Annotated in this window: 11 protein-coding genes; 3 read left to right on the forward strand and 8 right to left on the reverse strand. The window is 70.7% G+C overall.

Going from position 1 to position 12,174, the window contains the following annotated elements:
* Window positions 1-57 precede the first annotated feature (57 nt).
* Window positions 58-633: an LOG family protein gene (locus Pla163_RS00965; RefSeq protein WP_419186173.1), complete on the reverse strand. Its 576-nt coding sequence runs from the start codon at window positions 631-633 to the stop codon at window positions 58-60.
* A gap of 208 nt (window positions 634-841) precedes the next feature.
* Window positions 842-1,567, reverse strand: coding sequence for a pirin family protein (locus Pla163_RS00970; RefSeq protein WP_145192276.1), 726 nt, complete (start codon window positions 1,565-1,567; stop codon window positions 842-844).
* 441 nt (window positions 1,568-2,008) lie between these two features.
* Between Pla163_RS00970 and Pla163_RS00975 the strand changes: the two genes are divergently transcribed.
* Entirely contained in the window at window positions 2,009-2,455 is a 447-nt protein-coding gene (locus Pla163_RS00975) for a hypothetical protein (RefSeq protein ID WP_145182220.1), read from the forward strand.
* Here the strand turns inward: Pla163_RS00975 and Pla163_RS00980 are convergent.
* The 3 genes from Pla163_RS00980 to Pla163_RS00990 form a co-directional block, all read right to left on the reverse strand.
* Window positions 2,452-3,357, reverse strand: a complete 906-nt coding sequence (locus tag Pla163_RS00980) for an adenylate/guanylate cyclase domain-containing protein (RefSeq protein ID WP_145182223.1) — start codon at window positions 3,355-3,357, stop codon at window positions 2,452-2,454. The genes Pla163_RS00975 and Pla163_RS00980 overlap by 4 nt on opposite strands.
* 78 nt (window positions 3,358-3,435) lie before the next feature.
* The gene (locus Pla163_RS00985; protein WP_145182226.1) at window positions 3,436-4,092 is read right to left on the reverse strand and encodes a metallophosphatase domain-containing protein; all 657 of its coding nucleotides are present in this window, start codon (window positions 4,090-4,092) and stop codon (window positions 3,436-3,438) included.
* Between the two features lie 168 nt (window positions 4,093-4,260).
* The gene (locus tag Pla163_RS00990) at window positions 4,261-4,869 is read right to left on the reverse strand and encodes a nitroreductase family protein (RefSeq protein WP_145182229.1); all 609 of its coding nucleotides are present in this window, start codon (window positions 4,867-4,869) and stop codon (window positions 4,261-4,263) included.
* A gap of 229 nt (window positions 4,870-5,098) precedes the next feature.
* Here Pla163_RS00990 and Pla163_RS00995 point away from each other — a divergent pair, with 229 nt between their 5' ends.
* A complete protein-coding gene (locus Pla163_RS00995; protein ID WP_419186174.1) occupies window positions 5,099-8,305 on the forward strand; it encodes a serine/threonine-protein kinase in 3,207 nt (1,068 codons plus the stop codon).
* Between the two features lie 188 nt (window positions 8,306-8,493).
* Here the strand turns inward: Pla163_RS00995 and Pla163_RS01000 are convergent, their stop codons facing one another.
* The 3 genes from Pla163_RS01000 to pyrC are packed head-to-tail and all read right to left on the reverse strand — an operon-like array spanning window position 8,494 to window position 10,902.
* Window positions 8,494-8,856, reverse strand: coding sequence for a VOC family protein (locus Pla163_RS01000; protein WP_145182235.1), 363 nt, complete (start codon window positions 8,854-8,856; stop codon window positions 8,494-8,496).
* A 55-nt stretch (window positions 8,857-8,911) separates the two neighbouring features.
* Entirely contained in the window at window positions 8,912-9,859 is a 948-nt protein-coding gene (locus tag Pla163_RS01005; RefSeq protein ID WP_145182238.1) for an L-threonylcarbamoyladenylate synthase, read from the reverse strand.
* The gene (gene pyrC, locus Pla163_RS01010) at window positions 9,856-10,902 is read right to left on the reverse strand and encodes a dihydroorotase (protein WP_145182242.1); all 1,047 of its coding nucleotides are present in this window, start codon (window positions 10,900-10,902) and stop codon (window positions 9,856-9,858) included. The genes Pla163_RS01005 and pyrC overlap by 4 nt, the downstream gene beginning before the upstream one ends.
* 725 nt (window positions 10,903-11,627) lie before the next feature.
* Here pyrC and Pla163_RS01015 point away from each other — a divergent pair.
* Entirely contained in the window at window positions 11,628-12,164 is a 537-nt protein-coding gene (locus tag Pla163_RS01015; protein WP_145182245.1) for a hypothetical protein, read from the forward strand.
* Window positions 12,165-12,174 lie beyond the last annotated feature (10 nt).

Raw genomic sequence — 12,174 nt, forward strand, 5'->3', positions numbered from 1 at the left:
ACGGCGCGCGTCGCGGCCAGCGTAGCCCGTCGACCGCTCCGCGTGGGGCGGCGGGAGTCAGCGCGACCCACTGGCGCCGGCCGCGGCGTCGAACGCTCGCTCGATCTCGGCCAGCGCCTCGTGCGGCGTCGCGGCGACCACGACCGCGCCGCTCAGTCCCTCGCGCACGAAGCCCTCCTGGACGGCGTGCTCGAGCGTCGCCAGGAGCGGGCTCCAGTAGCCGCGCGTGTCGACCAGCACGATCGGCTTCGCGTGGATGCCCAGCTGTTTGAAGCACAGCATCTCCGCCACTTCGTCCAGGGTTCCGAGTCCGCCGGGCAGCGCCACGATCGCGTCGCACTTCATGTCGAGACCGGCCTTGCGCGCGCGCATGTCGGCGACGACCTCCATGTCGAGCGTCGCTTCGCACTGCACGCCCATGTGGACGAAGCGGTCGAGGATGACGCCGCGCACCTCGCCGCCCGCCGCGCGCGCCGCACTCGACACCGCGCCCATCAGGCCGTTCCGGCCGCCGCCCCAGGTCAGCGTCCAACCGCGCTCGGCGATGCCGCGTCCGAGCGCGCGGGCGGCCTCGAGGTACTCGGCGTGGACTCCGTCCGCGGAGGCCGCGAACACCGTGATGTGGTGCGTCATGGCCGCGATCGTGGTGATCGCCGCAGCGCTGCGCCAGCCCGCGGTCGGAGGGACCCAGCGAGCGGAGCTGCTGTTGCGCCAACCCGAGGAGCCACCCACGAAGATGCGGCGAGGAGCCCCCCCCGGAACTCCCCGCCGCACGGGTGTTCGGCCTGCCGGTCGCGGTGCGTCCGGGTGCCGTTCTCCTCGGCTCATGGGCCCTGGCGGCTCAGGCGACCAGGTCCCACATGACCAATTCTCCGCCGTCCACGCCTTCGATCTCGAGGGCGGCGCCGGCATCCACGGCGGCGCCGTCGCCACCGCTCAGCTCCTGGCCATTGATCCGCACGGTGCCGCGCGCCACGTGGATCCAGGCCGAGCGGCCCTCGGCCAGCTGGAAGTCGGTGCGCTCGCCATTCGTGAATTCACCGGCGAACAGGCGCACGTCCTGGCCGATCGTCAGCGATCCGTCGACGCCGTCGGGCGACACCACCAGGCGCAGCTGGCCGCGGCGTTCGCTCGCGTCGAACTTCTTCTGCTCGTAGCGCGGCGTGTACCCGTTCTCGGCCGGGAAGACCCACATCTGCAGAAGGTGCAGCTCGTCGTCGCCGGCGTTGAACTCGCTGTGCGTGACGCCGGTGCCGGCCGACATCAGTTGGACCTCGCCGTGGCGCATCTGCGAACCGTTGCCCATCGAGTCCTTGTGCTCGAGCACGCCGTCCAGGACGTACGTGACGATCTCCATGTCCTCGTGCCCGTGGGTGCCGAAGCCCTGGCGCGGCTGGACGCGGTCCTGGTTGATGACGCGCAGCGGGCCGAAGTGCGTCCACCTAGGGTCGCGGTAGCTCGCGAACGAGAAGGTGTGGTTCGCGTCGAGCCAGCCGTGGTTCGCGTGACCGCGTTCGTGGGCGCGGCGGATGGTGAGGACGTCGGGAGTGGCAGGGCGCGTCGTCATGGTCGGGTCGGAGGAAAGGTCGCTCGGGTCGTCGGTGGCAGGTCCGGTGCAGCTCGAGAGAGCGGCCGCGGGCAGCGCGAGGCTGGCGACGGCCGCTCGGCAGAAGGTGCGGCGGGAGGTGGTGGCAGGATTCATGGGTCGGCGGCGGCCGGGATCGACCGTTGAGGGCCCTGGTTCGGGCGGACGCCGGGTAGTGATGCCCGACGTCGGTGACGCACGAAGGATGGGAGCTGTATTTAGTTGTTGCAACAAGTAAAGGGGTGGGGCGGGCACAAACGTTTCTGGGAGCGCCATTTGGGGCGGGAGGGCCGGGGCCGCGGCCAACGGAGCGCCCGAGGAGCGCTCCGAGGCGTCGATGGCCGGGCCGGCGCAGCCCGGGGTGGGGAGGGAGAACGGCCACCTGCACTCGGCCGGTGGAAGCGGAAGCAGTTCGACGACGCCTTGCGCACGGTCGGGCACCTCGAGAATCAGCTCTACTACGAGCGCCATCCCGACCTCCAGCGGATGCACGCGCTCTGCCACGTGCAGGTGCGTCAACCCGTCGAGGCGCGTCGCATCCTGACCGCGCTGACCGAGTCCGAGGCCGGCGCGCGCGACTTCGAGGCCTGGCGACTGACGGCGGACGTCGCGGTGTTGCTCGAGGACTCGCGCCTCCTGCGGATCGCCGCCGACCGCATGGTCCAGGCCGCACCGACGCGCAGTGAAGGCTTCCTCACGCAGGCGGTGAGCCGCCCTAGCGAAGGGGACGTGGCCGGCGCGCTGAAGAGCGTGCGACTCGCCGTCGAGCGCGCCGCCGAGGGTGATTCGACACCCGCGCGATTGGAGGAACTGCTGCTGCAGGAACTCCAACTGGAACAGCTGGGGCGCACTGGAGCCGGCTCGCGCTAGCCGACTTCGAACTCGATCCAGACCGCGTCGTCGGAACCTGGGTTCGCGCCCGGATAGAGCCGTCCCTTTCCGAGCAGCACCGTTTCGCGCCGCGAGAGGTGCACCGGCCGACCGTTGTCGGGAACCAGGTAGGTGCCGTTCGTGCTCGTGTCCTCGATCAGGAAGTCGGGGCGGCGGTAGAACACGCGGGCGTGCAGGCGCGATGCTTCGTGGTGCGCGATCGGGATGTCGCACTCGAGGGAGCGTCCGATCTTCACGGCGCCCTCGCCGGCCAGTTCGAGCATCCGGCCGAGGTGGGCGAGGCGGATCGTGCGCGTGCGAACCGAGGAGGGGCGCTCGGCGGTGACCATCATCGTCATGCCGGTCTCGACCTCCGCGGAACCGTGGCCGAGCACCGAGTACAGCTCGAGCGGCTCGCGCTTGCCCTTGACCGACACGTGCGGAACGGGGCGCGCCAGCTCTTGGAGTTCGGCGGGGATCTGCTCCCACAGCGGGCGCGAGATCAAGATCTCGTTCGCGCGGGCGATCGACGCGATGCGTGCGACGGTGTTGACCGCGTCGCCGAAGATGTCGCCGTCGACCTCGATCACGTCGCCGACGTGGACGCCCACTCGGATGTCGACCGGCTCGTCGTAGATGCGCTCGAGCATACCCAGCCCGGCCTTGGCCGCACCGACACCTTCGAAGCACGCCAGGAGTCCGTCGCCCATGGTCTTGACGACCCGCCCACCAGCCAGGCGCACCGCGAGCGACATCAGTTCCAGACCACTCGCCACCATGGCGCGCGCGCGCTTGTCGCCGAGGCGCTCGTACAGCGCCGTGCTGCTCACGATGTCCGCCACCAGCAGTGAGCACGGACGGCTCGGGTGGCTCGGGTCGGGGCTGGATTCGGGGTTCTCCATCGCTCGGCGCGGACGATAGCAAAGGGGGCAGCGGGCGGGTGGTCGGGAGTCCTGGGTGGGCGGCCGGCGACGTGCGAGTCACTCCACCACGGCGAAGCGATCGTCGGTGCACTCGACCACGATCGGCTCGTGGGCCCTGCGGTAGCGGTGGTCGCAGGTCGCGGCGTTGACGGACAGTCGGCCGTCGCTCGTCCGTGTCCCGCGACTCTCGTGGACGTGTCCGAAGACGTGCAGCTTGGGCGCGATCCGAGGCAGGGCGGCGGTGAGGGCCGCGCAGCCGATGTCGACGCCGTTGTGGATGCGATCCATCGACCCTCTGGGCGGCACGTGGGTCACGAGCACGTCGACTCGGCCCTCGACCGCGTCCCAGACATCTGCCATCGCCGCGCCGGCCGGGCGACCGAAGGCCCAGCCACCGAACTCGGGCTGCCACGGACTGCCCCACAGGCGCAGGCCGTCGAACTCGAGCGGTCCGTCCTCGAGGTAGTCGGCGAAGTGCACGAGCGCGCGCGCCTCGTCCGGCCGCTCTTGGAAGAGTCGATCGTGGTTGCCCGCGACGAGCACCTTCCGAGGGTGCGGCAGGGCCTCGAGCCAGTCGGCGAACTCCTCGACCTCGCCGCGCGTGCCGTTCATCGTGAAGTCGCCGGCGTGCACCAACACGTCGCCGTCCGGCACCGTCAACGAGCGGTGGTGGTTGTGGGTGTCGCTCAGACACACGAATCGCTGGGACGCCATGCCGCGATCCTAGCGCCATACGGTGCCACACACCGGTCGAAGACTCCCCGCGGCAAAGCACCTCACAAGAATCCAGCGCCTCCTAGCTCCTTCGGCGACGCTCGTTCTTCGTTCGGTGCCGCACGCCGGTCGGAGAATCTCCGACCGGTGTGCATCACCGTTCGAAGATCAGCTCGGGAAGCGGTCGGTCACCATGACCTCGTCGAGCGACAGCTGCCCCGGCTTCGGCCAACTGTCCTGGGTCTTCTTCCCGACGGCGATCATCGGGCCCATGCAGTGGTCCGCGGGCAGGTTGATCAGCTTCGCGACGGCCTCGTGATCGAAGCCGATCATCGGGCACGAGTCGTAGCCCATGCCGCGCGCCGCCAGCATGATCGTCTGCATCGCCATGCCGATCGAGCGCTGAGCCTCGTCGCGCTGCAGCTGCGGCTTGCCTTCGTGGAACGGGCCCATCCAGTTGACCAGCAGATCGGCGACGGGCTCCGGCGCGTTGCGCCAGTAGCGCTGCGGCTCCTTCTTCCAGGCGTCCACGTCGGCCGTCATCACGATCAGGAGCGATGCATCGGTAATCTGGGCCTGGTCGTTGCCGACGGCGCGGATCTCCTGGCGCAGCTTCGGGTCGCGCACGACGACGAAGCGCCAGTGCTGGATGTTGAACGACGTGGGCGACTGCATCGCGGTCTGGATCAGCTTCTCGACCTCGGCGTCCGTCATGCGGTGCTCGGGGTCGTAGTGCTTGATGGCGCGGCGGGAGGAAATGGCTTCGAAGAGGTCCATGGGGCGGAGTGAGGTCGTGGGTCTGCTGGTTCGAGCGGAGGGGGGACGGACCTTGGCACCTCGGCCGCGGGACTTCGAGGGTGCGACCTCGGAATCGCCGCCGGTCACGCTGAGTGGCACCGGTTCACAGCGGTGGCTCCACGTTGGCGAGCGACCGTGGGTCGGCTCGGCTCGGGACGCCCGCCGTCCGCTAGGGTGGTGTCCTCCGACTCCACGGAGGCACCCCCCCATGCTCGACGACGAAGCCCCCGACGCCGCTCCCTCCGAGGCCGCTCCGAGTCACGCCGCGCCGGGCGAGGGCGCCGGCCACGTCATCGACCGCTACACCCTGGTCGAGCAGGTCGGCGAAGGCGGCATGGGCACGGTCTGGCTCGCCGAACAGTCGGAGCCGGTCAAACGCCGCGTCGCGCTCAAGATCATCAAACTCGGCATGGACACGCGCGAGGTGGTCGTGCGCTTCGAGGCCGAGCGGCAGGCGTTGGCGTTGATGGACCACCCGTGCATCGCGAAAGTGCTGGACGGCGGCGCGACGGCGACGGGGCGGCCGTACTTCGTGATGGAGCTCGTCGACGGCGTGCCGATCACGCAGTTCTGCGACGAGCACCGCCTCGATCTGCGCGCGCGACTCCTTCTGTTCGCCAAGGTCTGCGAGGCGATCCAGCACGCGCACCAGAAGGGCATCATCCACCGGGACATCAAGCCGTCGAACGTGCTCGTGTCGACGGGGGACGACGGCCCGACGCCCAAGGTCATCGACTTCGGCATCGCCAAGGCCACCAGCGCCGAGTTGACCGAAGCGACGCTCGCCACCGAGCTCGGCCAGATCGTCGGCACGCCGGAATACATGGCGCCCGAGCAGGCCGGTGGCGGCGGGCTCGACATCGACACGCGCGCGGACGTGTACTCGCTCGGCGTGCTGCTGTACGAGCTGCTCACCGGCACCAAGACGTTCGACGTGCGCGAGGCGCTGCAGTCCGGCTACGACGAACTCCTGCGCCAGATCCGCGAGGTGGACCCGGCCCTGCCGTCGACGCGCGTCTCGAGCCTGGGCGACACGGCGACGACGATCGCAGGCACGCGGCTAGTCGATGCGGCGACCCTCAGCCAGCACCTGCGCGGCGAGCTCGACTGGGTCGTCATGCGCGCGATCGAGAAGGACCGCGAACGGCGCTACGAGACCGCCAGCGCGCTGGCCGACGACATCGAGCGCTACCTGGCGAACGAGCCGGTCGAAGCCGCGCCACCGAGTGCCATGTACCGCTGGCGCAAGTTCGTGCAGCGGCGCAGGAAGACCGTCGCGGCGCTGGCGGCCATCGCGTTCCTGCTCGTGACCGGAGTCGTCGGCACGAGCCTCGGCCTGGTGTGGGCGCTCGACGAACGCGATCGCGCGGACGAGGCGGCGGAGCGCGCGACCCGTTCGGCCGAAGCCGCCGCGACGGCCGAGCGCGTCGCGCGCGAGAACGAACAGCGCGCGATCGCCGAAGCCGAGCGCGCGGAAGCGGCCGCCGCGGAAGAAGTGCGCGCTCGGAAGCGCGCGGAGACGGTGACCACGTTCGTCACCGAGACCCTGCGCCGCAGCAGTGCGCTCGACGGTGGGCACGAGGACATGACCGTGCTCGAAGCGATGGACATCGCGGTCGCCGAGATCGACGAAGGGCGTTTCTCTGACGATCCCGAGACCGAGGCCCAGCTGCTCGGCACGGTCGCGGAGATCCTCGATCGCAACGGGCGCGCGCAGGACGCGTTGCCGCTGCTCGTGCGTGCGCGCGACCTCCGCCGCACGTTGGCGGTCGGCGACGACAGGGCCCTGGTCCTCGCCCAGGCGAGCCTGGGAGCGATGCTGCGCGATCTGGGGCGCCTCACCGAAGCGGCACCGCTGCTCGAGGAGGCCGTCGAGATCGATCGCCGGCTCGATGATGAGCACGGTCTCGCGCGGCCCGTCGTGCTGAACCACTTGGCGGCTCTGCGCTCGGCGCAGGGCAGGCGCACCGAGGCGATCGACATCTACCGCGAGCTGCTCGCGCGGCTCGAGGCCGAGGACAGCGAGCGCCAGGAGCGGTTCCAGATCGCGATCCTCCGTCACAACCTCGGCATCGCTCTGGTGGAGGAGGGCCTGGCGGGCGAGGCGGAACCCATGCTCGCACGGGCGCTCGACGAGCTACGTCTCTTCGAGGAGGGCGACGATCCTCGCGTCGCCTTGTTCATGGAGTCGCTCGCGTCCGCGCGGGCTGCGATCGGGAACACGGATTCGGCCCTGGATCTGTACGACGCGTCGCTCGCGATGTATCGGGCGATCTACTCGGGTCCGCATCCGGCGACCGCCCAGTGCCTGACGAACTTCGGTTCCAAGCTCCTGGAGTTGGGGGCGACCGCCGAGTCGGAGCCGTACTTTCGCGAGGCGCTCGAGATGTACCGGGCCGTGTATCCGAGCGGTCACCGGGACACCGCGCGCGCCCACAACTTCGTCGCCTCGGCACTCGCTCGGCAGCGACGCTACGACGAGGTCGGTCCAGAGCTCGAGGCGTGTGTCGCGATCTACCGCCGCGTTCTCGAGGAGCCGGAACAGGCGATGGCGCGGGCGCTCACGTTCCTCGCGAGCCAGCGCGACGTGACGGGGCGCTTCGACAAGGCGTACGAGCTCTACGCCGAGGCCGTCGAGCTGTACCGCGTCCTCGAACCGGAGCTCGCGCCCGGTGATGGGCGGGAGGTGGCCGATGCGTTCGGGAACGCGGCGGTGCTGGCCTGGCGTACGGGCCGTCTGGATCGGTCGGTGCCGCTCTTCGAGGAGCTGCTGGCGCGGCACCGTGCGACGCTCGAGCCCGACGATCCGCGCCTGCTGATGGCGGCGATGAACCTGGGCGTGAACCTGCGCGACGCGGGGCGCGCGGCCGAGGCCGTTCCACTGCTCGAGGAGGCCTGGCCGCTCGACGACGATCCCCAGATGTCGGGGGTGGTCGAGCAGGCGCTGCTCGTGACCTACGGGTTGGCGGGCGAGGTCGAGCGGGCGACGTCGCTCGCGCACGCGCGGGTGAGGGCGGCGCGCGAGGTCTACGCGCCGGGGAGCGGCGCCCTGTTGATCGTGCTCGGTGACTCCGCGGCCGCGCTGCTGCGGGTCGGGGAAGCCGCCGACGCCGAGGCGATGCTGGTCGAGATGGTGGAGGCCATCGATGCCGCGGGCCTGGCCTCCTGGGGTGCCCACGTGGCGCGTGTGCACTTGGGGATGGCGCAGCTCGCGCTCGGACGGGCCGACGAGGCGGAGCCGCTGCTGGTCGCCGGCCGCGCGGGCATGGAGGCCATGCTCGGTTCGGTCATGCATTCGCAGCTGCTGCCCTACGAGGAGTGCCTCGGGGCGCTGGTCGAGCTGTACGCGACGACGGGCGACGAGGAACGGGCCGAGTCCGCGCGTGCGGCGCTCGAGACCTGGCGCGCGCGGTAGCGGTGGCGCTCGAGGTCGCTCGGCGGGCGTAGGGACCGCGCGTCGGGTGCCGCATGGCGCGCCGAACGGGCCGGAGCACTTCGGCCGGAGAACGACCGCCGCCCATCGGGAATCCGCAGGGCGAGGAGTGCTCCGGGACGACTCCGCGCGCCGATCGGCGTCCCCGGTGCGACACCGAGTTCGCTGAACTACGCGCTCGGTGGCGACCAGACCGCGAGCTCGTTGCCGGAGGGGTCGCGGAAGTGGAAGCGTCGTCCGCCGGGGAAGTCGAAGGTCTCGACGGCGATGGTCCCGCCCGCCGCGCGCACGGCGTGCTCGGACGCCGCGATGTCGTCCGAGTAGAGGATCACGAGCGGGCCGCCGGTGGTGACGGTCTCGTCGAGCCGCAGGCCACCAACCTCGCCGTCGCCACCCGGGCGCTGGATCCCCGCGTACCCCGGCCCGTAGTCGGTGAACGCCCAACCGAATGCGCCCGCGTAGAAGCGTTGGGCGGCGGCCATGTCGGTGACGGCGATCTCGATGTAGTCGATCGTGTGGTGCTGGTGCGGCATGGCGGCGATCGTACGCAGCTGTGCTCGCGCATGCGGTCCACGACACCGTGTTGGGTCAGCGGGGTGCGGCCGCACGTCGCAGGCGGTCGTTGATGGCTTCGCCCAGGCCGATGTCGGGGATGGGCGCCACCGCGATGGCTGCGGCACCCGTCGCATCGAGTTGGCGGAGCAGCGCATAGAGCCGCGCCGCAGCCTCCACCGGGTCGCCGCTCGCCGACAGGTTCGCGGCGCCCGCCGGCGCGTCGGGACCGAACGCGAGCAGGACCTCGCCCGGCTCGGCAGCCGTCGCGTCCAGCCGCAGCCGCGCCTGCGGAGCGTAGTGCGACGCGAGCTGTCCCGGCGCACGCACCGCGCCGTCGTGCGCCGCGCTCAACGCTCCGACGAGAACCTCGATCTCCGCCCGCGCGATCGCCCCGGGCCGCAGCAGCCGCAAGGGCTCGCCGGGCAGCGCCGCGACGATGGTGGACTCGATGCCGACGTTCGACGGACCACCGTCCAGCACCAACGCGACCCCCTCGCCAAGTTCGTCGGCCACGTCGGCCGCGCACGTCGGACTGAGTCGCCCGGACGGGTTGGCGGACGGCGCCGCGAGTGGCCGCGCAACGGCTTGGAGCAGTCGCAGAGCCGCCGGATGGGACGGCACGCGCAGGCCGATCGTGTCCAGACCCGCGCGCGCCAACTCGCAGACCGCACCGCCGGGTGCGACCGGCACGACCAGCGTCAACGGACCGGGCCAGAACGCCGCGGCGAGAGCGAGCGCCCGTTCGTCCAACTGGCCCTCGATCCGCGCGGCGTCGACGGACGCGACGTGCGCGATCAGCGGGTTGAAGCGCGGCCGGCCCTTCGCGGCGTAGATCTCGGCCACGGCCCGGGCATCGGTGGCGTCGGCGGCGAGCCCGTACACGGTCTCGGTCGGCATGCCCACCGCTCGTCCCGCGTCCAGCGCCGCGACGGCCCGCGCGATGCCCTCGGCGTCCGGGGCGACCAGCGGCGCGCGCGTCACACCGAACCTTCGAAGCGCCAGGGGAGAGTCTGGCCGGAGCGGAAGGGCCGCAGCACCGCGTCGCCCGCCACCACCGACTCGGGCACGAGCGTTTCGCTCCGGCGCAGCTGCACGCGCCCTTCGTTGACCGGCAGCCCGTAGAAACGCGGACCGAACTCGGAGGCGAAACCCTCCAACTTGTCGAGCGCTCCCTCTTCGTCGAACACCCGCGCGTAGACCTCCAGCGCGAACGGTGCGTTGAAGATGCCCGCGCAGCCGCAGTCGGACTCCTTGGCGCCGATCGTGTGCGGCGCCGAGTCGGTGCCGAGGAAGAACTTCGGATTGCCGGAGACGGCCGCGCGGCGCAGCGCCTGGCGGTGACGCTCGCGCTTGGCGATCGGCAGGCAGTACAGGTGCGGCCGGATCCCGCCGGCGAACATGTCCGTGCGGTTGATCTCCAGGTGGTGCGGCGTGATCGTGGCGGCGAGGCGCGGGCCCGTTGCGCCGACGAAGTCCACGGCTTCGGCGCTCGTGATGTGCTCCAGGACCACAGGCAGATGCGGGAACGCGGCGACCAGCGGTGCGAGGGTCGACTCGATGAACACGGCTTCGCGGTCGTAGACGTCGATCTCGGCGGCGGTCGCTTCGCCGTGGATCAACAGCGGCATGCCGATCCGCTGCAGGGTCTCGAGCACCCGCGTGATGCGGGCGATCGACGTGACGCCGTGCGCCGAGTTCGTGGTCGCGTTGGCCGGGTACAGCTTGCACGCTGTGAACACGCCGGCGCGAAAGCCCGCCTCGAGGTCGGCGGGGTCCGAGTCGTCGGTCAGGTACGCCGTCATCAGCGGCTGGAAGTCGGCGCCGGGGGGCAGGGCGGAGAGGATGCGTTCGCGATAGGCCCGGGCCGCGGCGGTCGTGGTGACCGGCGGGGCCAGGTTCGGCATGACGATGGCGCGCGCGAACTGGCGCGCGGTGTGCGGCAGGACCGCCGCGAGCATGGCTCCGTCGCGCAGGTGCACGTGCCAGTCGTCGGGGCGGCGCAGGACGAGTGTGTCGCTACTCATGCGGCGTACTGAACCAGGTTCGTCGCCGCACTTCGAAACGAATCTCGGGATCGTCGGGGGGCGCGGCGACGGGCCCGAACCGCGGCCCGCTCGGTCCCCGGCGGGCCCGCGGCGGGTACCAGCGCGGGGGACCTCCCGGCAGTGGGGTCGTCCTCGAGCAGGCCGTCCGGACGGTCCGCCGCTGCGGATCGGAGCGCGACCTCGCGTGCCAGCGTGAGGGGCGCTCCCTACGGTGTCGCACGCCGTTCGCAGTTTCGTCGCCCGGTGTGCGACGCCGTGAGCGAAATGCCATGTGTGCAATGCCGCTCTCGACGCCCGCCGTTGGAGTGGCGCGCATCGTGTGCGGTACTTCCTCGGGGGATCTCGACCATACGGTGTCGCACACCGGTAGAAGATTCGTCGCCCGGTGTGCGACACCGTATGAAGGTCAGGAGCCCTGCAAGGTGCTCGCCTCGGCCCGTCGAGAGCCGAGTGCCCCCACGTGTGAGCACGTGCGGACCGCGCAAGGCCACGATCCAGCGCGAAGTGCCACAGCAGGTGCTTGGCGCTGGATCGTTGGCCTAGCTGTGGCGTCCAGGGAGGTTGTTCACTCGGGACTCTCCTGGATCATGGGTGTGTACCACCACAGAAGCGTCGCGTGCTCCTAGACTGGGGCGCGACCCGAATGCCGCGCCGCCCCTCACCCGCGTGCGCGGCAGCGATCACCCCGACCCCCCCCCGCGACCATGCGAATCAACCTTCTGCCGACTGCTCTTCTTCCGCTCGCGCTCGTCTCCTGCCAGTCGATGTCGGAGGGCGTCGTGTCTCTCGAGGCGCGCGCCATGGCCTACGACGACACGGAGATCAGCCAGTCCGGCGCCGGCTTCGCCGAGGAGAACGTCGACGTTTCGGCCTATGGCCTGCAAGCCGCGATCATGACGCCGATCCTCGACGTGACCGCCAGCGTCGATCGACGCGAGTTCGAGAACGAGTCGTCCAACGAGGTCGCCGTCGGACTGCGACGCCGCTTCCTCGAGATCGCGTTCGTGCATCCGTACGTGGCCGCCGACCTGCGCTACGGATTCGGGCTCGAGACCGGCTTCGACGAGGTCGACTACGCGGGCTGGGCGCTCGGCGTCGGCGCGCTCGTCGACATCTCGGACCACCTCTTCCTCGACTTCAAGGTGGCGTACGAGCGCACGCTCGACGACATCGACATCGGCACGTCCGACGAAGCGCTCGAGGGCGTCGTCGGCTATGTCGGCGTTGGCCTGACGTTCTGAGCGACGCGGA

The sequence above is a fragment of the Rohdeia mirabilis genome, assembly GCA_007750655.1.
Taxonomy (GTDB): Bacteria; Planctomycetota; UBA1135; order UBA1135.